The organism is Vibrio amylolyticus, from assembly GCF_023145695.1.
Lineage (GTDB): Bacteria > Pseudomonadota > Gammaproteobacteria > Enterobacterales > Vibrionaceae > Vibrio > Vibrio amylolyticus.
The window spans coordinates 41,632-68,482 of the sequence record NZ_JAJHVV010000005.1 but is presented as its reverse complement, the minus strand read 5'-3'; the positions used below and the strand labels follow the sequence as shown (position 1 = coordinate 68,482).

At 43.4% G+C, this 26,851-nt stretch carries 24 protein-coding genes and 1 pseudogene; 10 read left to right on the top strand and 15 right to left on the bottom strand.

The annotated features are described in order from the left end of the window. Nucleotides 1-7: 7 nt before the first annotated feature. Together KP803_RS09145 and KP803_RS09140 are read right to left on the bottom strand one after the other, a co-directional pair. Nucleotides 8-1,147 carry an efflux RND transporter periplasmic adaptor subunit gene (locus KP803_RS09145; RefSeq protein ID WP_248008531.1) on the bottom strand — a complete coding sequence of 380 codons (1,140 nt, stop codon included), beginning with the start codon at nucleotides 1,145-1,147 and terminating at the stop codon, nucleotides 8-10. 101 nt (nucleotides 1,148-1,248) lie between these two features. Continuing rightward, the gene (locus KP803_RS09140; protein ID WP_248008753.1) at nucleotides 1,249-1,809 is read right to left on the bottom strand and encodes a GNAT family N-acetyltransferase; all 561 of its coding nucleotides are present in this window, start codon (nucleotides 1,807-1,809) and stop codon (nucleotides 1,249-1,251) included. A gap of 168 nt (nucleotides 1,810-1,977) precedes the next feature. Between KP803_RS09140 and KP803_RS09135 the strand changes: the two genes are divergently transcribed. Then, complete coding sequence (locus KP803_RS09135) at nucleotides 1,978-3,141, top strand: fatty acid desaturase (RefSeq protein WP_248008530.1); 1,164 nt, start codon at nucleotides 1,978-1,980, stop codon at nucleotides 3,139-3,141. A 67-nt stretch (nucleotides 3,142-3,208) separates the two neighbouring features. On the opposite strand, the pseudogene KP803_RS09130 reads toward KP803_RS09135, so the two are convergent. From KP803_RS09130 to KP803_RS09115, 4 genes and pseudogenes are all read right to left on the bottom strand, one after another. Further along, a pseudogene (locus KP803_RS09130) lies at nucleotides 3,209-4,168 on the bottom strand (glycosyl transferase family protein); the annotation flags it as partial. A 172-nt stretch (nucleotides 4,169-4,340) separates the two neighbouring features. Continuing rightward, a complete protein-coding gene (locus KP803_RS09125; RefSeq protein ID WP_248008528.1) occupies nucleotides 4,341-4,961 on the bottom strand; it encodes a hypothetical protein in 621 nt (206 codons plus the stop codon). 176 nt (nucleotides 4,962-5,137) lie between these two features. After that, complete coding sequence (locus KP803_RS09120) at nucleotides 5,138-6,412, bottom strand: ADP-ribosylglycohydrolase family protein (RefSeq protein WP_248008527.1); 1,275 nt, start codon at nucleotides 6,410-6,412, stop codon at nucleotides 5,138-5,140. A 191-nt stretch (nucleotides 6,413-6,603) separates the two neighbouring features. After that, nucleotides 6,604-7,857: a GGDEF domain-containing protein gene (locus tag KP803_RS09115; protein WP_248008526.1), complete on the bottom strand. Its 1,254-nt coding sequence runs from the start codon at nucleotides 7,855-7,857 to the stop codon at nucleotides 6,604-6,606. 695 nt (nucleotides 7,858-8,552) lie between these two features. Here KP803_RS09115 and pdhA point away from each other — a divergent pair. The 4 genes from pdhA (at nucleotide 8,553) to KP803_RS09095 (ending at nucleotide 12,989) form a co-directional block, all read left to right on the top strand. Next, nucleotides 8,553-9,650, top strand: coding sequence for a pyruvate dehydrogenase (acetyl-transferring) E1 component subunit alpha (pdhA, locus tag KP803_RS09110; RefSeq protein ID WP_248008525.1), 1,098 nt, complete (start codon nucleotides 8,553-8,555; stop codon nucleotides 9,648-9,650). Further along, nucleotides 9,643-10,626, top strand: a complete 984-nt coding sequence (locus KP803_RS09105) for an alpha-ketoacid dehydrogenase subunit beta (RefSeq protein ID WP_248008524.1) — start codon at nucleotides 9,643-9,645, stop codon at nucleotides 10,624-10,626. Before pdhA ends, KP803_RS09105 begins: the two co-directional genes overlap by 8 nt. Then, entirely contained in the window at nucleotides 10,623-11,780 is a 1,158-nt protein-coding gene (locus tag KP803_RS09100) for a dihydrolipoamide acetyltransferase family protein (protein WP_248008523.1), read from the top strand. The genes KP803_RS09105 and KP803_RS09100 overlap by 4 nt, the downstream gene beginning before the upstream one ends. A gap of 159 nt (nucleotides 11,781-11,939) precedes the next feature. Beyond that, nucleotides 11,940-12,989 (top strand): GGDEF domain-containing protein, encoded by a 1,050-nt coding sequence (locus tag KP803_RS09095; protein ID WP_248008522.1) that lies wholly within the window; start codon nucleotides 11,940-11,942, stop codon nucleotides 12,987-12,989. 92 nt (nucleotides 12,990-13,081) lie between these two features. Here KP803_RS09095 and KP803_RS09090 read toward each other — a convergent pair whose 3' ends face one another. Beyond that, nucleotides 13,082-14,065, bottom strand: a complete 984-nt coding sequence (locus tag KP803_RS09090; RefSeq protein WP_248008521.1) for an electron transfer flavoprotein subunit alpha/FixB family protein — start codon at nucleotides 14,063-14,065, stop codon at nucleotides 13,082-13,084. Between the two features lie 26 nt (nucleotides 14,066-14,091). Beyond that, complete coding sequence (locus tag KP803_RS09085; RefSeq protein WP_248008520.1) at nucleotides 14,092-14,871, bottom strand: electron transfer flavoprotein subunit beta/FixA family protein; 780 nt, start codon at nucleotides 14,869-14,871, stop codon at nucleotides 14,092-14,094. Nucleotides 14,872-14,996: 125 nt separating this feature from the next. On the opposite strand from KP803_RS09085, the gene KP803_RS09080 reads away from it, so the two are divergent. The 4 genes from KP803_RS09080 (at nucleotide 14,997) to KP803_RS09065 (ending at nucleotide 19,148) form a co-directional block, all read left to right on the top strand. Continuing rightward, nucleotides 14,997-16,703: an electron transfer flavoprotein-ubiquinone oxidoreductase gene (locus tag KP803_RS09080; RefSeq protein WP_248008519.1), complete on the top strand. Its 1,707-nt coding sequence runs from the start codon at nucleotides 14,997-14,999 to the stop codon at nucleotides 16,701-16,703. 202 nt (nucleotides 16,704-16,905) lie between these two features. Continuing rightward, nucleotides 16,906-17,736 (top strand): family 16 glycosylhydrolase, encoded by an 831-nt coding sequence (locus KP803_RS09075; RefSeq protein WP_248008518.1) that lies wholly within the window; start codon nucleotides 16,906-16,908, stop codon nucleotides 17,734-17,736. Between the two features lie 483 nt (nucleotides 17,737-18,219). Beyond that, nucleotides 18,220-18,564 (top strand): YajD family HNH nuclease, encoded by a 345-nt coding sequence (locus KP803_RS09070; RefSeq protein WP_248008517.1) that lies wholly within the window; start codon nucleotides 18,220-18,222, stop codon nucleotides 18,562-18,564. Nucleotides 18,565-18,806: 242 nt separating this feature from the next. Next, nucleotides 18,807-19,148: a Fis family transcriptional regulator gene (locus KP803_RS09065; protein ID WP_248008516.1), complete on the top strand. Its 342-nt coding sequence runs from the start codon at nucleotides 18,807-18,809 to the stop codon at nucleotides 19,146-19,148. A gap of 44 nt (nucleotides 19,149-19,192) precedes the next feature. Here KP803_RS09065 and KP803_RS09060 read toward each other — a convergent pair whose 3' ends face one another. Next, nucleotides 19,193-19,873, bottom strand: coding sequence for a cupin domain-containing protein (locus KP803_RS09060; RefSeq protein ID WP_248008515.1), 681 nt, complete (start codon nucleotides 19,871-19,873; stop codon nucleotides 19,193-19,195). A 57-nt stretch (nucleotides 19,874-19,930) separates the two neighbouring features. Between KP803_RS09060 and KP803_RS09055 the strand changes: the two genes are divergently transcribed. Beyond that, nucleotides 19,931-20,200 carry a Rho-binding antiterminator gene (locus KP803_RS09055; protein ID WP_248008514.1) on the top strand — a complete coding sequence of 90 codons (270 nt, stop codon included), beginning with the start codon at nucleotides 19,931-19,933 and terminating at the stop codon, nucleotides 20,198-20,200. Between the two features lie 32 nt (nucleotides 20,201-20,232). On the opposite strand, the gene KP803_RS09050 is transcribed toward KP803_RS09055, so the two are convergent. The 6 genes from KP803_RS09050 to KP803_RS09025 all read right to left on the bottom strand — a co-directional run bounded on the left by KP803_RS09050 (nucleotide 20,233) and on the right by KP803_RS09025 (nucleotide 26,791). Further along, nucleotides 20,233-20,991 carry an SDR family oxidoreductase gene (locus KP803_RS09050; RefSeq protein ID WP_248008513.1) on the bottom strand — a complete coding sequence of 253 codons (759 nt, stop codon included), beginning with the start codon at nucleotides 20,989-20,991 and terminating at the stop codon, nucleotides 20,233-20,235. A 29-nt stretch (nucleotides 20,992-21,020) separates the two neighbouring features. Next, nucleotides 21,021-21,926: a 3-hydroxyisobutyrate dehydrogenase gene (gene mmsB / locus KP803_RS09045; RefSeq protein ID WP_248008512.1), complete on the bottom strand. Its 906-nt coding sequence runs from the start codon at nucleotides 21,924-21,926 to the stop codon at nucleotides 21,021-21,023. A gap of 156 nt (nucleotides 21,927-22,082) precedes the next feature. Beyond that, nucleotides 22,083-23,255 carry an enoyl-CoA hydratase/isomerase family protein gene (locus KP803_RS09040; protein ID WP_248008511.1) on the bottom strand — a complete coding sequence of 391 codons (1,173 nt, stop codon included), beginning with the start codon at nucleotides 23,253-23,255 and terminating at the stop codon, nucleotides 22,083-22,085. 24 nt (nucleotides 23,256-23,279) lie between these two features. Continuing rightward, the gene (locus KP803_RS09035; protein WP_248008510.1) at nucleotides 23,280-24,068 is read right to left on the bottom strand and encodes an enoyl-CoA hydratase; all 789 of its coding nucleotides are present in this window, start codon (nucleotides 24,066-24,068) and stop codon (nucleotides 23,280-23,282) included. 42 nt (nucleotides 24,069-24,110) lie between these two features. After that, on the bottom strand, nucleotides 24,111-25,265 hold the full coding sequence (locus KP803_RS09030) for an acyl-CoA dehydrogenase family protein (protein ID WP_248008509.1): 1,155 nt from the start codon (nucleotides 25,263-25,265) through the stop codon (nucleotides 24,111-24,113). 32 nt (nucleotides 25,266-25,297) lie between these two features. Beyond that, entirely contained in the window at nucleotides 25,298-26,791 is a 1,494-nt protein-coding gene (locus tag KP803_RS09025; protein WP_248008508.1) for a CoA-acylating methylmalonate-semialdehyde dehydrogenase, read from the bottom strand. Nucleotides 26,792-26,851: the final 60 nt, after the last annotated feature.

Here is a 26,851-nt window from a genome sequence, read left to right as displayed (position 1 = left end):
AGGTTTCCTATTCAGCGGCTGTCATTGATTCTGGAGATTTGTCTTGAACTTGTACTGGCATACCGTTACGAATACGCTGTAAACCTTGTACGACAAACACATCGTTTACACTTAAGCCAAATGGAATAAGCACTCCTTCAGGTGTTTGAGCGCCCAATTCTACATTTCTACGTTCAATGATATTTCCTTCAGTAACAACCATCACAAAGTCGCCTTCCAAATCAGACTGAACAGCTTTTCTTGGGATCGCAATGACAGGAACAGTTTTATCAGCATGAAGCTCGACACGAACATGTTGACCCGGTAACAGCTTGTGCTCTGGGTTAGGAACGATCGCACGCATGTCTATTGTGCCTGTATTAACATTAATTCGGTTGCCTAGGTAATCCAATGCTCCGGTGTGCTCAAAACGTTTTCCGTTTTCCAATGTAATAGACACGTCAATATTTTTCGCATTCGAGCTAGCATTGCCACTCGCTGTTTCCAAAGCGATACCAAGCCTGTCACGCTCACTCACATTGAATGAAGCATGAATTGGGTCAAGGCTAACCAGTGTCGTTAGGACACCCGATGAAGGAGAGATCAGATCACCTTTACTTGCTTTGCTGTCACTGATTCGGCCAGAAAATGGAGCAACAATTTGTGTATAAGAAAGGTTTACTTCTGCTAGTCGAACATTTGCTTTAGCCGCTTCAACCATTGCTTCAGCGCCACCTAGGCTTGCTGTCAACGCGTCAAAGTCAGCTTTTGAGATACTGCCTTTTGGTAATAGTCGCTTTCCACGCTCGTAATCCAACGTCGATTTATTTAAGTCAGACTTTGCTCGTGCTAATTCTGCTTTCGAGGTCGCTAAACGAGCTTCATATTGAGATGGTTCTATCGTAAATAAAAGGTCTCCCTTTTCTACCATTTGCCCCTCTTCAAAATGACGCCCCTCTAAATAACCGGTCACTTGGGCAGTAATATCCGTGTCATCTACCGCTTCTGCACGACCAATGAAAGTGATGCTCCCTCTATAATCGATCGTTTCGGCCGTTTCAGTCACGACTAAAGGCAGTGGTGCTTGTCCTGGTCCTGACGTATTTTTGTTACAGCCAACAAGTACCGAGGATGATAACAACATAGTCACCATTAGCTTTTTGTTCATAATTATTATCACTATTACCAATGAAATTTAGTTATGTCGAACATAACCATCAGGAATGATGTTTATGTCCGAGGAATGTCAGAAGAGAGGAGCTATGTATGTCATTCTGTAACAATACAATCCTTAATTAATTTAATGGTGTTTTCATTTAACTGTGATGGGGTCTTCCAGCTATATACTTGCTCGGGTACTTTGTGCCCGCAAGGCGCGTTCCATAAGCGCTCATCTATCTTAAACCCGTCAAGAGAGTCATAAAAATCAATGGCTTGCTGATTATCCCTCATAACCTCAAGGTAAATAGAACTTTCACTAAAATACTGTTCACACCATTTAGCAGTTTCATTTAGTAACGTTAAACCTAACCCACGATGACGATAACTTTCATCTACATGTAATGAGTCGATCATGGTGCCTTTTTCAAAGTCATGGTTACCAAATACGCAGATAAAACCACACAGCAACCCTCCTTCCTCCAATAATACGACATGCTGGTTGAACGGAGGATTAATCAAACGAGCTTGCCAAATAGCCATTCGTTCATCGAGGACATCATTTTGAAGGTAGTCTTCACCCAAAATTCCATGGTAAAAACGTCGCCAGCTTTGGGCGTGTAGAGTTGCGATGCGCTCATAGTCGCTATATTCCGCTATTTTTAAATCCATTTTTAGTACCTTATTACTTCCTGTAAGCATATTAGCTTTATTCATACTATTCATTTCACCGTTAAAAAGCCAAACATTCTGTTCACAATATTTACAATGACGGGTTTGACTTACACGTGTGCGCTGATATTCTAGCGTACAGTTGTTAGCCCAAAGGATTTATTACATATGTCTCAGTCACCAAAGAGTTCTATTAAGGAAAAGCCGCCTTTAATTTGGCTAAATATTTTCATCTTCACTTCCAGTCTTGCGCTCGCACTGATAGCCGCGCCTTGGTACGCGTTTAACTATGGTTTTGGTGGGGAACATTTCGTTTGGCTTTTGATCTGCTTTAGCTTCTGCAGTCTATCCATTACCGCAGGCTACCATCGATTGTGGTCGCACAAAGCCTATCAAGCGCATTGGTCATTACGCTTCATTTTCGCCATTGGTGGCGCTTTCGCACTGCAAAATAGTATTTTGCACTGGAGCTCTGATCATAGAGTGCACCACAAACATGTCGATAATAATGATAAAGACCCCTATTCCGCCAAAAGAGGGTTTTGGTTTTCCCATATCGGTTGGATGATTCGTGATTATCACGGTGACGCGTACGACAATTACAGTAACTGTCGAGATCTACAAAAAGACAAGATCGTCTTATGGCAGCATAAATACTATGGAGCTCTCGCACTTCTCATGAACGTCGGCTTTCCAATACTGTTGGGGATTATTCATGGCGACGTCATTGGTATGTTCTTAATGATAGGCGCGGTTCGCTTGGTATTAAACCACCACACCACCTTCTTTATTAACTCATTAGCTCATATCTGGGGGACTCAGCCTTATACCGATAAGAACACAGCACGCGATAGCGCTACATTGGCGTTCTTTACCTTTGGTGAGGGCTACCACAATTACCACCATATTTTCGAGAACGATTACCGAAATGGTATTGAATGGTGGCATTACGACCCAACGAAATGGCTAATTAAATCGTGTTCATGGCTCGGGTTAACCGGACAACTTCGCAAAGCGCCGCAACTGAAAATTGAAAAAGCGAAAGCGGCAATGTCACTACGCAATGCTCAAAAAGCTATTGAGACCTGGCCAAACAAACAAGACATCAACACCAAACTTCAACATGAGTTTGAAGTGCTGATGAGCAGTATGAACGATTACTATGAACTCAAGAAACAACTTCTAGAAAGTAAAAAAGATGACATGGTAAAAAAGTACGAATACTCAGTATTGACGCTACGCTATAAAGACATTAAAAAGAATCTAGCTCAACAAACAAGTGCTTGGAATTACATGTTGATGAGTGTGACGAAAAAAGCACGAGCACATTAGAAACCGAAAATAGCCCCTTTAAGTTTCCTTAAAGGGGCTATTTTTCAATGGCGATTAACAAGGTTACTTAGAAACTAGCACTACAATAGGCTTTCCAATACTCTGTTGCTTCATTTAAAGCTTGTTTGCGGTCCATATTATTTGCAAACAAGATAGACGCCATCGTTGTCACTATCGTGTTGGCCATCATCACGTTGTCTTCTTCTGGAGTATCAAACACGCATACTTTTGGCATAGGCAGTGATTCTAATAGATCCGCTTCCCAATAAAACGATTCAACGCCTTCGGGGGTACTTAACCAAACATTTTGACTTACTTTCGGGTTATATTCAGACTCCCCTGATTGGCCTTTAAATGAAATAACACGATGATTTGGCTCATCAACAACATGTTCAATTTCAGCGTGTAACTGTTGGAAACCAGGGTGGAAACTACCACGAATACCAATCTTTCCACCGCCTGGATTCAACGCGCGAACCACAGTATTAATTGGCGTACGTAATCCGTATCGTTTACGCCAATCAAGCATTTTCTCCACTTGGGGCGCGAAATTAAACAAGGGTAAATAGCAAATCTCGCCAGAGTCTAACAAAGATTTTGCATGTTCAGCGTCAGAGGCACGAGGGATATTCAGCGCTTCAAGATAATCTTGTGCATGCTCTCTATCTTTCACTTTATCAGTATAACCATGGACTAGTACTTTATAGCCATTGTCAGCTAATATTTTCGCCGCCAAAATATGCCACGGTTTACCCGCCGTTTTACGTTTCCCTGCGTAACAAGGCCAATCGATATCAGCGCCAATATTTGGTACACGTGACTGAAAGGCTTTAACAAAACCGGCAATCTCTTGTTTAGTCTCATTTTGAACACGTATCAGCATCAATAACATGGCCATTTGATCATCGCCAATTTGACCGTCAAGATACTCATCCATTACCTGATAGGCTTGTTCTAATGTGAGAGGTTTTCTTCCACGCTCTCCTCGACCCACCGTTCGGATGCAATCCAATATACTGCTCATAGATTTCCTTTCCTTAAAACAAACTCAAAGACTAATTCTGCAATAGACGCAGTGTGACGTCTTCAAACTGATATTTCAATAAACGAAAGCTATATGAAGAAAAATACAAACACTGATGGCTAATCGGTGCTGATACTTGGAATAATTCTTAGCAAAAGTGAGTAATTTGATTGCTCTATAACACTTTTTCAAAGCGGTCTTTATCTTCACCTTGCTGTTCAAAACCGACTTGCAATAGATAGTCTCGGTGCTCAGTTGTCAATGCACTCGCTTGTAGTCGGTTGATGCCGCGACTTTTTATCAGTTCAGGGTTAATTTCATAGAAGTAGTGCGCGAGTTTTAAATCTCGATATTCGGGAGTCACGTAGTCGAGAGACACAGTAAAAATACCATCGTCCTGCTTGTTACCAACAAGAAGGCCTGCAATGGCGTTGTTTCTGAGCATATAGAAGGCGGTATTTTGAGCTCGAAGATCACTCGCTGTCGTTTGCCTTTCAATATCTTTAATATTGGTAGAGACAAAGTGATCAAAATATTCAGAATCGATCGTTGCAGAAACAAGTTTGAATTGATCTTTTGACCCAGCGAGCTGATAAAGATAGTAAACATTAATACAGGCAATACCTAAATTCATAAGCATTGTAGGGTAAGAATCTATAAAATAGGCAAATGCTGCAAACAGCAAACAACCAATAAAGTTAATCACTCGAAGTTTGACAATCGATGTCATTGTCAAAGAAACCAGCACCACTAACGACGCTAAATATCCGAACCACTCCACCCAATCAAATACCATTACACGTTCCTATGTGTTTATTTTCCATAAACATAGCATAAGAATTATTTGGTCACTTAGACTCAGCTAACAGATACATAAACCAGACCTATCTTTTAAATGCGAAACATTTCATAGGACACAAAACAGTGCCAAATAGAGCAATGCTCTAGAATTAGGGTTCAGATTAATGGACGTTATGTATTCACAAACTTCGAAATATGTAGATGCCAGTGTGCCAGTACACCACGTTTATCCATAAACTCGAGAAAACCAGCCTTATGCAGATCACGATGAACAACCGCTGCTATAAATTGTATTGCTTGCGTATAGCTAAATTCGTTGATTCTACACACATATTCATCGACGCCCCCTTCTAGCAGTACGTTATTCTCTATAATCCCACTGCATTTTGAGAGCAGTTGATGTCGGTAGATATCAAAATAGAGTTCAGGGACGATCGGAGATTCCCCTTTGGATATAAAGCGTTCTGATCTTGCGACAATGTCAACGAGTTGAGCAGACGGAGGAGTCCATATCAATAAATCACTAAGCCGGTTAATCTCAACGATATCCGTCATTGCACGGCACCACTCTTGTGGAAGTTCAGAAGCCCCATAAAAAGCGCCGGCAATCTGGCCATAAATAGTACTCGTGCTGGATAACTCATTATCACTATTGGCTGCAAGCAAAGCCCCTTTCGCAAAATTATCACTATGATAAAAACACCATAATGCTGCCTCTAGCGAACCTAAAGCCGTTTCACTGGTTAGCTCATGACGATGTTTATTTTGATAATCACCTCGAATGATCTCCTCTGCTATTGTGCAAGGTACTTCAATATTCTGGACAATATTTCGGCTATGGAGACTAGCTAAAAATTCAGCCTTACTTTGCGTTGATAATCTGAGTCGTTGGTAGAGCAACCCCGCTACCATTTGACTGGCAATCACCGCTTGATGGCTTTGATGAGTCACTTCACAAGAGATTTTGATGGTTTGCATTATATTCGCAAGACTCTCGCCTTTATAAGGAGAAAAGAACACACAAATAGGCGCGATACGCGCCAAACACGCATCTTCATCAGGAAAGGTTTGATATATTGGTAAGCTCTCTTCCTTCCAAGACTCATAGCGGTTAAGCGATCGATTAAGGTTATTTCCTATTTGAAAGTGTTCTACGGTTGAAATAGCGGCATTTTCTTTACGCCAATTACTGTACCGACATTTTAGATCGTTGCTATCAAGCCTACCATTAGCCAGTAAGCTATCGGACAATGCAACAGCAAGAGACAAATCTCTCCATAGACCTCGCTTTTCAGTGTAAAGCGAACTAGAAACATCTGTAGATGGGCGTTCAATGACTGGCAAATAAGCCCCTGTACGAAGAGCTTCACCTAGCGCTAAGCCTATCATGGCACCTTTTGCAGTCGATACTTGTGGACTATCTATTATGCTATCAAACTCTTTCAAATGTATATCCCCGAACACTTCAATTGCTCTTTCGTTACTCTATGCTAGGTCGATAATATTCATTGAGATCGTTAATCTGCACCTAGGATTAAAGCATTTTATGTTTGAACACAGCGTTTGTCGGAATATCAAATATTCCATATACGAGTTTGCAAACTCGCTCGTTTAAGCGAGTCCTATAGACGGGCTATCTAGACAGCTAATTCAATCCGGTTACGACCAAGCCGCTTCGCTTGGTACAAGGCTTTGTCTGCTCTCTCAATTGTAAGCTCAATTTTCTCGTTACTTAATAGTTCCGCAACGCCAATAGAACAGGTGATTTGTTCACTGTAAGGCCATTTTTGATTCGTCATTTTCTGCTGAATACCTTTTGCGACCTGTATGCCTTCATCGAGCCGTATATCTTCACAAATCAATAAGAACTCTTCCCCGCCCCACCGAATGAAATGCTGCCCTTCTCCTTTAATATGGCGAACACAACGACTAAAAAGCTGTAACACAGAGTCACCACATTGGTGTCCATGTCTGTCATTGATTGACTTGAATCGATCTAAATCGAGATAGATGATCACAAGGCTAGCGCACGAATTCATCAAGTCATCAATGACCACCTCACTCCCGCCACGATTGAGTGCACCCGTTAAACTGTCGTAGCTCGCTTTTACAATATATTCATGATTGGAAACACGTAGCATGGCATTTTCATTTTTGAGTCTTCGGTTTTGTCGAATTGCATAGACAAAACTAATCACAAGATAAAGGGAAGCAGACAGTAACCAGAACGCTAACAATAATCGGTAAAACGTTTCATCAGATATCCATTTTCCACTCACCTCCATTGTCTCTACCGTAAATCGATACACGCCTTCAGGCGCCTCAGAGGCCGTGGCGATGCTAATGTAATGGATGTTACTAATATCCGCATACCCATACTCGACACTGATGTTATTTTCTCGACGCCACCAATCTGCGACTTGTAAAGAGCCAAGAGGAAGTTCAATACCCTCTTTGAAATCACTCATATCAAACTCAATTTGATTCGTCTTCAGCCCTGATGTTTCGACAATCTCAGGTTCATAGTGTTTCAAGTAGATTCTAATCGGTGTTTCTGATGTTGGTCGCCCATTGAATAGAACGTTCATCTTAATATTCAGTGTACTCATACTACTTAGATCAAAACCGATGGCATGCTCATTTGTTTTAAACTCATATTCACAAAAAGGCCATTGATAAGCTTTGCGTAAATCACATTCATAAATAAGCTGCTGAGCATCACTCGATAGGATTGTTGATGATGACAAGCCTTGGTGAAACTCACTATCTGAAAAAGTGATACCAGGGTAATCTAAGATATTTATCGTACGTTGAGATGAACTTTGGATTAGAACTAATAATAACGATAGTAAAAGTAACGTAAAAACGTGGACTTGTATCTTTTTCATCATTTAACTACCACTGACTGCGTTCTGCTAAAGATTTTAATTTGACTCAAAAGTCACCAACAACCTTAATAACAAAAGGGAGATATTATAGTAGTAGGTTATACACCTTCTTTACGATTCATAGAGATCTGAGTTCAAGCGAAGGTATAAATGTCATGAAACTCATGAAACTTCACCTGCTTCTCCTCCACTCGTCTTAAGTTGAAATCAAATCGACCGCACTTCATTCGTTAAATTCAAATATGGCTCTCTCAATAACCAGCGTTAGTCATGGTTAGTTTTATGGCAACAATCTTCAATTAAATCGCAAACGCATTGCTAGTCACTGCATCATTTTAGGGCTAACTAAGTATTCCTCGTTTTCACGTAACATCACAATCAAACGCTAATCTTGTCAAATACAGTGTAAGTTGCCATTTGTTAACACACTGGTCGATCTATCCTAGAGTTTTTACCTAGTTTCATAAACTGTAAGCCTAAGTTTACTCGGTTTCGTTTTGTTAACTTATGCATATTTTAACAATTTGGTTACACTTAAGAAATCTGGTCATATCGAGATTTATCACTAAATTGGTTGCTCTAGATAGCGAATTAAGGTGCGCTACTCAACTTATTCAGGACAGCCTTTTGCTGATGTCAGCCTAAATTGAATAACAGTATTTAGACGGCTCTCGACATGCACAAATAAGGAGCTTGAGATGAACGTTCAATCGTTACCCATGCATCGTTTTATCGACCACAATGGACAACTCGTTACCCCTCTTCCTCACTGGGCTGATGATGCCTTGCTTACTCGTTTCTATTGCGACATGGTGCTGACTCGAACTTATGACAACAAGGCCGTCGCACTACAACGAACAGGAAAACTGGGGACCTATCCTTCACATCTCGGCGCAGAAGCGATTGGCATAGCGATTGGCCGAGCATTAAAACCTGAAGATGTCTTTGTCCCCTATTATCGAGATCTACCCGCTATGTGGGCGCGTGGTATCCCTATGGAAAAAAACCTTCAGTATTGGGGGGGAGACGAACGTGGTAGTGATTTCTCTCCCGTTAGTGGCTCTAATAGACCTTGTCGTGACTTACCTTTTTGTGTACCCATCGCAACCCAATGTACTCATGCTGTTGGTGTCGCCTCTGCATTAAAAATTGAAGGTGACCATAATGCCGCATTAGTGACCTGCGGAGATGGTGCCACTTCCAAAGGCGATTTCCTTGAGTCGATCAATTGTGCAGGCGCCTGGAATTTACCCTTGGTCTTTGTGGTTAACAATAATCAATGGGCTATCTCTGTGCCCCGTCGGCTTCAATGTGCTGCTGACTTTCTTTCAGAGAAAGCGAAGGGAGCTGGAATCCCTGGCGTGACCGTTGATGGTAACGATATTATTGCGGTTTATGATGCCACTATGAATGCGTTAGACGCCGCTAGAAAAGGCAAAGGCGCGACCCTAATTGAAGCCATCAGCTACCGTTTAAGTGATCACACCACCGCAGACGATGCGAGTCGATACCGTTGTGACGATGAACTTCAAAAAGCCTGGGAATTTGAACCTATTGCTCGGCTAAAAACATACCTCGTCAATCAACATCTATGGTCTGAACGTAAAGAAGAAGAATGGTTAGAGCGTTGCAAACAAACCATTGAGGAGGTCGTTGCGCACTACCTCAATTTGTCCACTCAGGCACCAGAAAGTGCTTTTGATTACCTCTACGAATCTCTCACACCCGAACTTAATCAACAAAGAGATGAACTGATCAACAAGGCGATGCGTATGCAAGGAGGTCACCATGGCTGAGATGACTTTACTTGAAGCTGTCAACCTCGCGCTGCACCACGAAATGGAACACGATGAACATGTGGTCGTGTTAGGTGAAGATGTAGGTGATAATGGCGGCGTCTTTAGAGCCACTGTTGGCTTAAAAGAGAAGTATGGACTAAAGCGGGTTATCGACTCTCCTTTAGCTGAAGCCTTAATTGCAGGTGTCACCGTTGGCATGGCCTCTCAAGGATTAAGGCCGGTTGCTGAGTTTCAATTCCAAGGCTTTGTTTTCCCGGCAATGGAACACCTAATGTGTCACGCTGCACGTATGAGAAATAGAACACGGGGACGCTTGACCTGTCCTGCCGTATTCAGAGCACCATTCGGTGGCGGCATCCATGCTCCAGAGCATCACTCTGAAAGTGTCGAAGCGTTATTTGCTCATATCCCTGGCTTTCGTGTTGTCATCCCCTCCTCGCCACAACGAGCATACGGACTACTATTAGCATCAATTCGCAGCAATGACCCCATTATGTTTTTCGAACCTAAGCGAATTTACCGTACCGTTCGTTCCGATGTTATTGACGATGGCAAAGCACTACCACTCGATACCTGTTTCACACTTCGCAAGGGGCGAGATCTCACCATGGTCACTTGGGGAGCCTGTGTCGTGGAATCCCTTCAAGCCGCACAGACTCTATCAAAACAAGGTATTGAGGTTGAAGTTATCGATTTAGCCAGTATTAAGCCGATTGATATGGCGACAATACTTCGTTCCTTGGAGAAAACTGGCCGACTTCTCGTTGTCCATGAAGCAAGTAAAAGCGGTGGTGTTGGTGGAGAAATTATCGCTCGCGCCGCTGAAGATGCGATGTGTTTGCTAAAGGCACCACCTAAGCGCGTAACAGGTTTAGACACGATTATGCCATATTACCGAAACGAAGATTACTTCCTGATTAAAGAGGAAGACATTGTAATCGCCGCGAAAGAGTTAGTGGAGGGGTGGAAATGAAATCATTTACATTACCAGATCTTGGTGAAGGCCTCGCCGAGTCAGAGATTGTTCAATGGCATGTTAGTGTCGGAGACAAAGTAGAACTTGATCAGGTCATCCTGACCGTTGAAACAGCAAAAGCTGTCGTTGAGGTTCCCGCCCCGTACAGTGGTAAAATTGTCAGCCGTCATGGCGATGAAGGTGATGTCATCAATATCGGCAGCCTTTTGGTCGAAATTGAAGAAGTGGGCGTTAATGCTTCGAGTAAAGTTGAAGACAAGAAAAAGTCGGTTGCCAATAAAGATGCAGCGACGGTTGTTGGTAACGTCTCACACCAAAACCATCAAGTGGATGTCGATGATTTCTGGATTGGTGGTGAGCACATCGATAAGTCACAAAAGACCATTACTGCGATGCCTTCAGCAAGACTGCTAGCACAAAGACTTGGTGTCGATCTAGAAAAGATATCCGGTACAGGCCATAACGGCGTTATTGTCGATGCCGATATATATAATGAATGTGACAAACAACTACCAGGCACCGAAGTTCTCAAAGGTGCCAGACGTACCATGGTGAATACCATGGCGGAGTCTCATCAAAGTGTCGCCAATGTCACCATCACTGAAGAAGCGGTACTAGCACAGTGGAGTGCTAAGGAAGATATCTCCATACGACTCATTCAAGCTGTCATTTACGCTTGTCAAAAAGAACCAGCGCTCAATGCCTGGTTCGACGCTGAAACAATGACTCGTTGTCTTCATAGTACGGTGAATATAGGCATCGCCGTCGACAGTAGCCATGGTTTATATGTCCCTGTTCTTCGACACGCGGACGACTATAACCCCAAAGGAATACGTCAGTGGTTAGATACAACAGTTAAAGGCATTAGAGAGCGTAAGATAGGTCGAGAGCAGCTTCAGCACGGGACAATCACTCTTTCTAACTTTGGCGCTATCGCTGGTATCTACGCGACGCCCGTAGTGTCTCCCCCACAAGTTGCTATCGTTGGGGCTGGTCGCATTATAGACAAAGTTATTCTTGATAAGAATAAAGCCGTCTCAGTCAAATCAATGCCAATCTCGATGACTTTTGACCATAGAGCCTGCACGGGAGGGGAAGCTGCACGCTTTATTAAAGCGTTCGTTGCACACCTTGAACGATCGGCTTCTTAGTATTGTCAAAGCATCCAATAAGATGCCACTTCTTAACGGCTGCCATAGGGAAAATCTCATTGTAATACTTTCTCTATGGCAGCCGCGATTCTATAATTAAACCTTGTCACTCAAACGATGGTCATTATCGTCTATCCCTTACTATGGATCACATGAAAGATGGATATTAAACATAGTTATAACGATGCAGAATTGGTCATTTCACAAAAAGAAATAGATATACGATTTTCCATGCTTGACCTCAATTGTGAAAAACTCTCGCAATTAACAAAGTACGATGAATTCATTCAAGAGAATATCAGCAAAATTGTAGACTTATTTTACGAGCAACAATTGCAATGTGATGACGTCGTCAAAATCCTGAGCAACGAAGAGATCCTAGAGCACGTCAAAGCCTTCCAAATCAATTATATAAAAGAACTTTTTCAAGGCGATTACGGCCTCAGCTATGCAAATCGACGACTCAAGATAGGCATAGTGCACAAGCAAATTGGTGTTGAGCCTAAGTTATACATCACCGCCATGGGCCAATTGAAGAATATCATCTTCTCGATGCTACGATCCCACACTAATTACTCCGCTTGTATTGATGATGACCTCATCATTCTCGATAGACTTTTCTACTTTGATTCAACACTGGTACTCGACACCTACATTAATGGTCTTATAGATGATTTACGTACACATTACTCTGAAGATGTGAGTATTCAAGTCGCTAAGCGAACTCAATACTTGGAAGAGCAGATTCGAGTCGATGGGCTCACCAACATTTATAACAAAAAAATGATGGAAGAAACGCTACAAAAAGAGGTGAAGCTTGCAACGCGTCGAAATATCCATGTGTCTCTGATTTACATTGACCTTGATAACTTTAAGTTGATTAACGATGAGCAAGGGCATGGAAAAGGAGACCAACTACTCATCAATTTTAGTTCTTTGATCCAAAGCATGGTCCGAGAAACGGATATACCCTGTCGATGTGGTGGCGATGAATTTTGTATCATTTTACCTGACTGTTCACAGGACAATGCCGAGCAATTAGCGTATAGAATTGAGAAAGAATACAGCGAAAGCTATAACGGAAACACATGCAGTACTGGAGTCGCCTCGTCAACCCCTTCATTGCCTTTAGAGCCGAAGTCTTTAGTTCAACTCGCCGATAAGAATATGTACCTAAACAAAAATAGGAAGAAACAGACTAAACGTTAGTATTAGATTCATATCGGGCCATTTATCACAACCTTGAGATGGTAAGGACCTCGTGTGCACTTTAGCATGACCTTCTATCTTGCCTGTTCTAGTCACACCGAATCAATAAGTTTAGGCACGATTTCAAACAGGTCTCCTACCAAACCAAAATCAGCGATTTCAAAAATAGGCGCATCTGGATCGCTGTTAATGGCGACGATCACTTTTGAATCTTTCATCCCTGCTAAGTGTTGAATAGCGCCCGATATTCCGACCGCGATATACAAATCAGGGGCAACAATTTTCCCGGTTTGACCCACTTGTAAATCATTAGCGACATAGCCTGCATCTACGGCGGCCCTTGAAGCGCCTATTGCTCCTCCTAGCTTGTCTGCCAATTGCTCGACTAGCGCAAAGTTCTCTTTACTGCCTAGGCCTCGTCCACCTGATACCACCACTTTTGCTGCCGGTAATTCCGGCCGTGATGATTCCACTACCGCTTGAGACACAAACTCTGTAAATTCAGCGTAGATTTTGTCTTTAATCGCGGAAATTTCGCAATCTTGCTCTGGTTGAGAGCTAGGTAAATCGAAAGCTGAGCTACGAATCGTCATTACCTTAATCGCATCATTTGATCTCACTTTAGCGAGTGCGTTACCGGCATAAATAGGTCGAATGACCGTATCTTCAGACTCAATTTCAATCACATCAGATAGCTGGCCGACGCCTAACAAAGCGGCAACTCTAGGTGTAATATCTTTACCAAATGTCGTCGCTGCGGAAAATATATGAGTGTAAGGAGCAATAGAGCCATTTCTACTTTGTACATGTTTTACAATCAAACTCGATAAATTCTCGGCCAACGGTGATTGATAACACTCATCATCAATAACAACGACATTCGACACGCCTTGCATGCAAGCCACCGAGTCAGCCACAGATTGGCACTGATAACCAACAACCAAAACAGTCACACTTGAACTGCTTGCGTACGTGGCTAAGGTGTTTGCGGCACTGACCGCTTTTAATGTCTCTGTAGAAATACGGTTATGATCATGCTCTGCAATAATTAGTGATACTACATTTTGTTCACTCATTGAAACGCCCTCCATCAGCGCCGAACCTAAAGTACTTTCACGTCATTTTTTAATCTATCAACCAGTTCAGACACCGTATTCACCATAGTTCCGCCTTGCCTAATAGGTGGGTTGGTGATTTCTAATACCGATTGATGCGACGACACCTCAACACCCAGCTCCTCAAGCGTCGTTACATCCATAGGCTTTCTTTTAGCTTTCATGATATTGGGAAGGGAAGCATATCGGGGTTCATTCAATCTTAAGTCGGTACTGATTACGGCAGGTAATTGCAGCTTTATGGTCTCAAGGCCACCGTCTATCTCACGCACTACCTGCACCGTTCGATCCTTTACGTCTAACTTAGATGCAAAGGTAGCCTGTGGACGTTGCATTAGAGCTGCCAGCATTTGAGCAACCTGGTTATTGTCACTGTCAATCGACTGCTTACCAAGTAGAACAAGATCATACCCATTTAGGTCGACTAAAGACTTTAAACCTTTCGCTACGGTTAGTGGCTCTATTAACATAGGAAGATTTTGGTTGAGAGTTTGATTTTCTGAAGTGTCAATGTGGATAGCCTTATCTGCACCTAACGCTAGTGCCGTACGAAGTTGTTCTTGGCACGATTTGTCTCCGATAGATACAACGGTGACTTCGTCAGCAATACCTGCCTCTTTAAGTCTGATCGCTTCTTCTACTGCTATTTCACAAAATGGGTTGATGGTCATCTTTACATTGGCGGTTTCAACACCGGTTCCATCCTGTTTAACCCTAACCTTTACGTAAGGGTCAACTACGCGTTTAACTGAGACTAATACCTTCACAATGCCTTCCTTTTTCAATGAATGCGGTTCGTGTAAGCCTTATTTTTGAGCTTAGTTGAGTTTACGTTTACGTCAACTGGACTATATTTAACGGTAATAGTCACGTGTAGAAGCAGGTTTACAATATGGACAGAGAATGCATGGAATTTGATGTTGTTATTGTTGGAGCGGGCCCTTCTGGCCTATCCGCAGCGTGCCAACTTGCCCTTCTAAATAAGCAACAAATCAGCCAATCTAAAGTGGAGAAAGAACTGACGATTTGCGTGATAGAAAAAGCCTCCGAATTAGGCGGCCACATACTGTCTGGGGCTCTTTTCGAGACAACAGCGCTTGATGAACTCTTCCCAAATTGGCAAGAAATGAACACACCCCTTACAACAAAGGTGACAAGTGATGAACTCACCTATTTAACAACAAAGCATAACCACATCACGATACCTCACGTTTTGACACCAGCCCCCATGCATAACATCACGCAGAATCACGAAAATACGAGTTCCAACTACATCGTAAGTTTGTCCAAGCTATGCCAGTGGCTATCAAAACAAGCTGAAGAGCTGGGCGTTGAAATATTCCCAGGATTCGCAGCTGCAGAAATAAACTATGACTCGAACGGCTCAGTTACTGGCATTAACACTTCAGATATGGGGTTAGACAAACAGGGTAATAAAAAGGCAAATTTTGAAGCTGGCATAGCGCTAAAGGGGAAATACACACTATTTGCTGAAGGGGCTCGTGGTCACCTTGGTAAGCAATTGATTAAACGTTTTAAACTTGATGAAGGTAAACAACCTCAGCACTATGCTCTGGGTCTTAAAGAGATTTGGCAATTACCTAGTGAACCAAGTAATGATAAGTCGGGACAAGTTATCCATAGTACTGGTTGGCCACTCTCCGAGTCTAAAAGCTCAGGCGGAGGTTTCTTATATCATTTGGACAACAACCAAATTTCAGTCGGTTTAATTGTAGACCTAAACTATCAAAACCCTTATCTCAGTCCCTTCGAAGAATTTCAACGACTAAAGCATCATCCTGTTTTTAAACGTCACCTAAAAGGTGCGGAACGTCTTTCCTACGGAGCAAGAGCCATTACCAAAGGTGGATTGTATTCACTGCCAAAACAACAATTTCCCGGAGGACTGCTCATCGGTTGTGATGCTGGCACACTTAACGCATCAAAAATTAAAGGCTGCCACTGCGCAATGAAATCAGGAATGTTAGCGGCTGATGCCATATTTGAGCAGCTCAACTCTGAACAACCGCTAAAGGAGGCAAATTACCAAGAAAAGTTCTATTCTTCATGGCTTTATGACGAATTACTTCAAGCTCGCAATTTCTCGTCAGGTATACACAAGTACGGCGCCATCCTTGGTGGCGCGTTGGCAACACTTGAACACAACATCTGGCCTACATTATTTAAAACCAAAACGCCTTGGGATCTGCAAGACGCAATCGCGGATCATCAAGCACTGCTGCCATTAGCTCAATGCCAACCTATCCAGTACGCCAAGCCCGATGGTATCGTTAGCTTTGATAAACTGTCTTCCGTCTATCTTTCAGGGACACAGCATGAAGAGAACCAACCGTGCCACTTAATACTCAAGGATCCACTCTTACCCATCAATAAAAACCTACCTGATTATGACGAACCCGCGCAACGTTATTGTCCTGCGGGTGTGTATGAAATTATTCAAATCGAAGGAGAGCCCAAACTTCAAATTAATGCCGCGAATTGTGTCCATTGTAAAACTTGCGATATAAAAGACCCTTGCCAGAATATTACCTGGCAGCCTCCTGAGGGGGGCGGTGGACCAAGTTATCAAAATATGTAGGCAAAAATAGTAACAGCCACCAACTCACAAAAATGGGCTCATATACACACCATTCTTATGAATAGTTTCATAAGAATGCGGCTAACTACTGCGCTATTCAAAATAGTCACCATCGGTTGTTAAAACGATTGAAATACCCACTAATAACCCTCTAGTTTATTCCTAAACACCAATCAATCATTAAACCAAGGAATGGACTTAAATGAGTAAGTTACCACTGTTATGCACCGCTCTTTTAATGACGGCATGCTCAGGCCAACAGGCTGATTTAAAGCAAGGCTCAACCATAAACCAAGATACTCATGCTCAAAGCAGAACTAAGAATACAAGCTCGACTCCTCTATACGGTGCGGAAGTGTACAGCCATGAAAAAATAACGTTTGGTAAATTCGTTATTCGGATGAAAATGATATCAAGCCCCGGAGTTGTCTCATCATTTTTTACGTATGATAACGAGTCTTGGCAAGGAGGTATCCCATGGCGAGAAATCGATATAGAAGCCATTGGAAAACATTCAAACACATTACAGACTAACTTAATCACTGGAACATCAACCAACCGAATTCACTCTGAAAACAGCCATTCAATACCAGATTTAGACAGTTTTAATCAGTTCACCCTTATCTGGACGCCTGACAAAATTGAATGGAAGGTAAATGATCAGTCCATTCACCTGGAAACCTCAGAAAATTCTCAACAAGTGATCGACATGCGCGATAGCCCTCAAAGCTACCGTATGAATGTATGGATATCAGAAGCCATTGGCTGGGTTGGCTCGTTCTCCTCTGACAGCTTACCCCTTTATCAAGTGGTTGATTGGATAGAATATTACCGCTACAACGATGGAGAGTTTGAGCTCGCATGGCGTGATGACTTTGATCGTTTTGATACCGCTCGCTGGGGCAAAGGCGATTGGGGCTTCGATAGCAATCTCGTCACGTTTCACCAAAACAATGCTGGTGTTAGGGATGGAAAACTCATCTTAGCGCTGACTGATGAAGCAACGGGTATTACCCCCAGTCTCAAAGAGTAGTGGTATCCAAAGGAAGTGTTGAGTCATAGGTATTACCGGCACTTCCTTTTATATAAGCACGTTCACATCCGAACGTAAATTTCTTATGTAAATACATCGACTCTCTAGCATTTTGAAAGTCGATAAATTCAATTTCCTTGTTTTGCCCGGACATCATCACAATCGTGAGTACATATTGTTTCTTAGTCATAAACCTAGCTTCATACTTTCTTATTAGTTATCAGATAAACCTAGTTCGCAATTTAGGTACAATCGAGGTCTCCAACGGAATTAATGTCACAGAAAACTCAATTACGAGAACTACATCACACATCTATGCAACACCAACAGGGCGAGCCATATGCAACACAAACCACTGATATAACTAACAATAATTTACGCTGCTTAACGAGATAGAAATGTCACTCTTATCAAGACGCTAACATTCTCAATTGTGATAAACTCTCTTCTATTGAGATCAATTAGAAACAAGCAGGACAAAGCATGTCATCAGATTACACAGGCTCTAGTGCCGCCTATAAAAGCAAAGAAAGTGGCTACCGAGATAAAGCATTAAAACTCTACCCTTGGGTATGTGGAAACTGCGCACGTGAATTCGTGTACTCGAACCTTCGTGAGCTCACCGTTCACCACAAAGATCATGACCATACCAACAACCCTGAAGATGGAAGTAACTGGGAATTGTTATGCCTATACTGCCATGATCATGAGCACTCTAAGTACACTGATCACGATAGATATGGTGTCGAATCTGAAGCAAAGCTTGATGACCACCAAAGTGCAACACATAACCCCTTTGCTGATCTTGCTAAAATGATGAAGAAGTAACTCAAATTCATCATTAGATATATACCGGTAAACACATTAAAGCCTGTTAGGAAGTTAACAGGCTTTTTTGGAAGCGCGGAAGATCGAACCATTTTATTACCATAAACGCGTGAATAAAATGGGCTGAAAACTTTATAGATAAAGGGGTTATTAACGCTCCCCCTAGAGCAAAGTTATTGACTTAGCATGAACAATTCCTGAAACTGCATCAATAATAGTTCGCGACATGGTCAACCATTAATATGCGTAAAACCGATAAGAAAATCGATAACCAACTAAGAGCCACTTTGACTGAAGTTTGTGACGTGTTGCTTGAGGAAAACAATGGATTTCAATGGCTCACTCATAGCGTTAACTATTCGAACTTTCCAAAAAGCTTAGTCATCACCTGTGTTTTTGATACTAATGAACAACTGGGAAGCTTTTTAGAAAATAACAATGACAATCCACTACTGATGTTAGTGGAAAATAAGCTAAATGCGGTAAATATCTCGATTAAAAATGTCGCAGACCATGTCCGCTTTGATACTGAAGAAAACTGCCGCGACGAACACAGTGGTAACTGGGCTAAGAGATTAGGCTAGCCGTTACTCGTATTGCTTAGCTTGTATTGTTTATCTTGTACTGATTAATTCTTGAATTGCGGTTCCAAATGGCCCGTTTTCACGTAAATTAACGCTCCATCATCTTTCGTAAAAGGGTGATGCATACTCATGTGTGGGCTACGAAGCCAAGTTCCTTTAGGGTAAGAGCCATGTTCATCATAAAAAGTGCCCTCTAGAACAAGAATTTCTTCACCACCCCTGTGCTGATGAGCATTAAATTGCGTGTTCGGCGCCCACTTCACTAGCGCAATATTTTCACCTTCAAATTCATGTAAAGGCATCACTTTAAGCCCTTCGACCAAACCGGGTAACCATGGGTGGTTTTGTGTATCAACAACCTTTTGTTTCGAATCCTCTCCACTGAACTGATGCAGTTTTACGAAAATAGTCGCACCCTCTTTTCCTATTCTAGGTTTATGAGCTGTCCCTATCGGATTACGAACGTAACTGCCCTGCTTATAGTCTTGATGTTCGTCAGAAAATACCCCGTCGAGAACGATAAACTCTTCGCCGCCACTGTGCTCATGAGGAGAAAACTCACTGAAGGGCGCGAATCGCACAATGGTGGTTGCTCTTGCAACTTCATCCCCGACTCTATCTAGCATCATTCTTTCAACGCCCGGCATTGGAGAGTCTACCCACTGATAATCTTCTGGTCGAATGACGATACGTTGTTTAAAATCTGCGTTAATAGTGGTTGTCATCAATGCCTCAAAGTAGTCTGATTATAAACGAGTGAAAGAGCGTTAAGGATTGCCCTTATGATAAGTTGCAACGAGTACGATTATATAGAGATTGTGTGCCTTTATCGTTACCCAATTGAGCTCACATTAAAATCAAAAAGTAACGGCCACAATGAAGTCGTCAACGGTATCGCTCTCGACACCGCGAGGAATGAAGCGCGCCAAGAGTGCATTAAAATCCTTGCTGATGGAACGGAAACACTCGTTGTACTCGACACTCTCGTCAAACTTAAGGTCCGTGTGGAAAATCCACATTTTGAAGAGATCATCTTCGGCACGATAGAGTAGCAGATGACAATTTCATTACTACATCCCTACCCCTACATTCTCATGCCTCCATCCACTTCAAGGACCCTGCCGGAGAAATAGTCGTTCTCTAAAATGTACTTGGCTGCCTGAGCAATTTCACAAGGTTGGCCCATCCTACCTACTGGCACCATACTATTAAGACGTTCAATCGCTTCAGGTTTTAGCTGTTCAGCCATCGCCGTTTTCACGATCCCGGGTGCTATCGCGGCCGCTCGAATGCCATATCGAGCCAACTCTTTCGCCCATGTTGTCGCCATCGTGGCTACAGCGGCTTTCGACGCTGCGTAATTGGTTTGCCCAATATTGCCAGCCCTAGCAACACTTGAAATATTAATGATCACGCCTTTTCTTTCCGTTTCCACCATTTTTGCGGCTGCTTCCCTACCACACAGAAACGTTCCAACCACATTCACATTCATCACAGCATTAAACTGTTCGAGAGACATCTTACTGAGCTCGCCATCTTTCGATTTAATAAGTAGGCCATCACGCAATATTCCAGCGTTATTGATCAAACCATCCACTTGGCCAAAGTCCTCGACGATGTCAGAGAACACCTTTTCTACTTGAACTTCATCAGTCACATTAACGCAATACGTCAACGCTTTCACACTTAGCATATGGCACTGATCTTGAGTCGATTTTAATCCCTCTTCATTCATATCAAGCAGGGCAAGTTGCGTCCCTGATTGCGCCAATGTCACCGCCATCATTTGCCCTAGCCCTTGTCCAGCGCCTGTTATTACCACAACACTCTGTTTTAGGTCCATCGGTTAGCTCCATCCACATGATTTAACGACTACTTCTTATCTCGCTGGTAAAACTCGAATAAGCTTGAAAAATCTAACTCTTCGTTGCCATTGGCATTATGAAAAGCGTAGAGATTTCTCGCGAGTGCCCCCATAGGAATCGATGATTGGCTCTTTAACGCGGCTTCTGCGCCTAAACCTAAATCTTTTAACATCAACTTACTCATAAACCCGGGCTGGAATCCGTTACTGGCCGGCGCGTTTTCCATCACCCCAGGGCATGGGTTATACAATTCGAGCGCCCAGTTTCGCCCAGAGCTTTGCAGCATAATATCGCTGAGTACTTTAGGGTTTAACCCGTTATCTATCCCCAGATTCAACGCCTCACAGGTGCCCGACATTAAAATACCTAACATAAGGTTATTACAGATTTTCGCCATCTGACCATCACCCGCTTGGCCGGCATGGAAGATATTCTTACCCACATATTTCAATACGGATTCGGCCTTAGCAAAACCGGCATCAGACCCACCAACAATAAAGGTTAACGTTGCTGCTTTCGCACCAGCAACCCCACCAGACACAGGCGCATCAACAAACTCTAATCCTTTCTTTGTTGCTTCACTGCCAACGAGACGTGCAGACTCTGGATCGATGGTCGATGAATCAATCAAAAACGTATCGCTTTCAACAAGATTTAGTAGCCCCTTCCCACCACTATGATCCCCAAGGTATACCGCACGAACATGCTCTCCTGCTGGCAGCATAGTTATCACCGTATCGGCACCTTTAATAACCTCTTCAACCGAACTAGCGACCACGGCACCAAAGTCGGCCAACCGTTGCGCTGCTGCTTTATTGAGGTCAAATACTTGTACGGTGAGTCCTGCTGATAAGAGATTCTCCGCCATTGGGCCGCCCATATTTCCAAGCCCGATAAAAGCAATGGTACTCATGGTTACACTCCTCCTAATGCCTAACAATTAAATAGTGCCTAGCAAATAAATAGTGCCTAACGTTTAAGCTAGGGCGTTGGTTTATTTCCAGTTCAATCCAATCTTCTACTTCACAAACTTCAACATGCTAAGTCTACGATTCAGCACCTAGCTACACTAACGGCCTAGCTTTGCTAATGGGTGAGAATCCTCTTCCCATAGCGACATAAACAAATCATCAATGACACCAGAATCAACCGACTCAATACTTTTGTAGAGCCAAACTGGCTCACCATCTTTATCGATGAGTCTAGCTCGAACTCCCTCTTGAAACTCTCCTAGTAATCCACAACTCACAGAAAGCCCAAGCTCAAGGCGAAAACACTGCTCAAGAGAAAGGTGTTGATACTCTTTTATCTGACGAAAACAAAGATGAGAAGAGATAGGACTACCAAGCCGATGTGACTGTTGTGCTCTCGACATCCATTTTGCTTCTGCTTCTGGGTGAGCGCTACTGTCAATCGCCAACACTTCACGACTAATGTTACTAAGGTCATTACCTTCACACGCCTTCTTGATTTTTGAACCAAACGGAATCAGTTGATTAGACGGCTTTTGGTCTTCTACTTCATTGGCTGAATGTTCTGATAGTAAGCTTAATACATCATTAACCGTACCATGGTTTTCTTCAGCCCCATTGTCAGAGCCTTTAACCCAATATTGAATTTGCAAGGTTTCAATTAATCTTTCTCTGCTTTCTGCAGGCAAAATATAATCGGCCATTCGAATATCAACCGCGTCACTGGCGTTGACCATTACGCCAGTAAGCCCGAGAAACAGCCCTATGCCTTCATCTAACTGATTTAAGAACCAGGTGCCACCCACATCAGGGTATAGACCGATTGTAACTTCAGGCATAGCGAGACGAGAACTAGGGGTCATCACCTTATGACTAGCGCCCATAAACAACCCCATTCCACCGCCCATCACAATACCCTCACCCCAGGCAATAATGGGTTTAGGGTAGGTATGAATCAGATAATCGCACTGATATTCTAAGGTAAAGTAGTTTGTACAAAACTCCTGAGCCTGTGCTTTGGTTTGAGTGCTCATAACATCATGCATCGCTCGTACATCGCCACCGGCGCAAAACGCTTTTTCTCCTTCACCCTCAAGCAGAACACAGACAATACTTGGGTCATCACGCCAATGAATCAGCAACTCATGTAGTTGCTCAAGCATATTAAATGTTAACGCGTTAAGAGAGCCGATATTGTTCAGCGTTGCGATGGCAATTTGATGACTCCCGTCTGCGCACAGTCGCTGCTCGAATTTAACGTTGTCAGACATACCTACTCCCTAAATCTTGTTTCGTTATCGGTTCTGCCAATTGGCTTTTCGTTTCTCCAAGAACGCTTGCACACCTTCGGTTTGATCTTGAGTATCAAACAATTTCATGAACAGCTCTCGTTCTTTGACTAAGCCATGTGACATCAGTGAATGACGTCCATTTTGAACCAGAGCCTTACACGCAGACACGGAACTAGGTGATTGATTCGATACCGATTTCGCAAGCTCAACAGCTGCTTCTAAGGCTTTTTCCGTTTCCACTTTTTCTTCAATCAAACGAATCGATACGGCGCGCTCTGCATTAATTTGTTCACCGCAAAGTATGATACGTTTCGCCCACCCCTCACCCACCAGGGCGGTCAAATTTTGAGTCCCTCCAGCGCATGGAAGTAGCCCCACTTTTGCTTCAGGGAGCGCCATCACCGCTTGGTCTTCTGCAATTCTAATGTCACAAGCTAACGCGACTTCTAATCCGCCGCCCATGGCATAGCCGTTAATCGCTGCGATAGTCACCCCTCGAAAACTGGATAACGCCTCAAAAGCCTCACCAAATGCTGTCGCCATTTCAAGTGCCACCGCTTTATCACCCTCTGCGAATAGCTTTAAATCAGCACCTGCAGAGAAGAACTTTTCGCCTTGGCCTGTGATCACTAACGCGTAGACATCGTTATCCTGTTCTAGTGTTTCGACTAAGTATTTCAATTCCCGTAAGCTTTGAGCCGTCCAAGTATTCGCAGGCGGGTTGTTCATCGTAATGGTAACAACATGATTTTCAGCCTCCGACACCAGTAAACTATTTGTACTTAATGACATAACCTAACCTCTCTACTGAACTGCTTTGAACATCACCGTCGCTCATACAAGATCAGCCCCTTCCACCAGAAGCCGACGAGCAATGATTAAACGCATAATTTCGTTAGTCCCTTCAAGGATCTGATGGACTCTCACGTCTCTAAAGTACCGCTCCAACGGATACTCCTTGATATAACCATAGCCCCCGTACAATTGAAGGGCCTGATCACATACCTTGAACCCCACATCGGTAGCAAATCGTTTGGCCATTGCGCAATAGGCTGTGGCTTCAGGGTCTTGATTGTCTAATTTACTCGCTGCATAACGCACGAGTTGACGTGCCGCGACTAACTCTGTCGCCATATCTGCGAGCTTAAATTGTAAACCTTGGAATTGAGCGAGGCTTTTTCCGAACTGTTTGCGCTCTTGCATGTATTGAGTGGCTTGATTGAGGGCTTGTTGAGCGGTGCCAATTGAGCACGTTGCAATGTTTATTCTTCCCCCGTCTAGCCCTTTCATGGCGAACTCGAAACCTTGTCCCTCTTCACCGAGTAATGAAGACAAAGGGAGTTCGACATTATTAAAAGTAACTGAACGCGTGGGCTGGCTGTTCCACCCCATTTTAGGCTCTTTTCGCCCATAGCTAATACCATCAGCATCGGCAGGCACCACAAATGCGGACACACCTTTTGCTCCCTCATCAGAGGTCCTTGCCATGACAACCAAGACATCAGAATCCCCAGCACCTGAGATGAAGGCTTTTGCACCATCTAACTGGTATTTATCGCCGACTTTTTTAGCACTAGTACTCAGTGATGCCGCATCGGAGCCGGCATTCGGCTCTGTTAAGCAGTACGAGCCCAACCACTCTCCAGTTATCAGTTTGGGGCAGAATAGTGACTTCGCCTGATCGGTTGCAAAACTCGCCACCATCCATGTCACCATATTATGAATGGTCATAAATGCCGTTGTGGAAGTGCAGCCCATCGAAAGTTGTTCAAAGATAATGGATGCATCTAGCCGACTCAATGACAGGCCGCCTTGCTCTTCTGGAGTATACAAGCTGAGAAAACCAAGCTCTCCAGCCTCTCTCAAGACCTCCTTTGGAAATTCGCATTTTTCATCCCACTGTGCCGCCATAGGTGCAAGTTTTTCATTCGCAAACTGGCGAGCCGTCTCCGAAAACAGTCGCTGTTCTTCAGTTAATTCGAAATCCATACACCACCTCCTACTGTTGCCAACTCGTTGGTTTACTTCAATTGAATCGTGAAATTGGGCCCCGTTGGAATATCATCATCAAACCAACGTGCTGTGACGGTTTTTGTTTCAGTGTAGAAACGAACCGCTTGCTTACCATAAGCGTGCAAATCGCCATAGAAGCTGCCCTTCCACCCTGTGAATGAGAAGAATGGCAACGGGACTGGAATAGGTACGTTTATGCCAACCTGCCCGACTTCGATCTCATGTTGGTACTGGCGCGCCGCGCCCCCACTGGCGGTAAAAATGGACGTTCCATTGCCGTACGGGTTATGGTTCACCAGTTCAATCGCTTGCTGCAAAGTGTCTACTTCAATGCAAAGTAGCACCGGGCCAAATATCTCTTGTTGGTAAATCGACATATCGGTGCTAACACCACTAAACAACGTAGGGCCAAGCCAGTTTCCATCAGGGCAGCTATCCACTTGGCATTGGCTTCCATCAAGTTCACACGTTGCCCCTTGTGCTTTTCCTTCCTCGATCAACCCAATCACTCGTTGTTTTGCTTGAGCACTAATCAGTGGCCCATAGCCCGCCTTAGGATCGTCCCAAACCCCCGGTGTTATCGTTGATAGCTCTTGTTTTAAATCGCTAATCCACTCTTTTGCACTGCCAACAAATACCGCGACCGAAATGGCCATACAACGTTGCCCTGCCGCGCCTACCGAAGCACCGACTAAGTTGCTGATGACTTGCGCTTTATTAGCATCGGGCATCACAACCATGTGATTCTTCGCCCCAGCAAAGGCTTGAACGCGTTTAAAGTGCTGTGTCCCTTGCTGATAAATGTATTGGGCTACGGGTACCGAACCAACAAAAGAAATGGTGCGGATATCTTGATGGGAGAGTAAAAAATCAACTTGCTCTTTCGTACCATGAACAATTTGTAAAACACCACTAGGTGCGCCTGCTTCTTCAAACAACTCAGCTAAGCGAACAGAAGTCAGTGGGACTTGCTCTGATGGCTTCAAGATAAAGCTATTACCGCAAGCAATGGCAATAGGGAACATCCATAAAGGGATCATCGCCGGAAAGTTAAACGGCGTGATACCACAGCAAACACCCAATGGCTGCATAAAGGAGTAACTGTCGATATCACTAGCCACATTTTCGACCATCTCCCCCATCATATTGCTGGCAATATTAGCCGCTTGCTCCACGACTTCAATTCCACGCCATACATCCCCTTTCGCATCCACCACGGTTTTACCCGTCTCTTTCGAAAGCAGTGTTGCGATTTGGTCATGATTCTCTTTGAGTAGATGCTGATAGCGAAGCATTAAGCGAGCTCGTTCTGGTACCGCGATATTTCGCCATGCTTTGAACGCCTCTTTTGCGCTTTCAACCGCTCGAGACATTTCACTCTCAGTAGCACAAGGTACTTTCGCAATTACATCGTTGGTCGCAGGGTTGGTGACCTCTACCCATTGATCACTGGTTGATTGAATGAATTTTCCATCAATAAATAAGGGTACAGACTGATTCATCACTCTATCCTTCAATGTTGATTTACAAATTACGCACCAACGCTTAATACAGCGTTATTG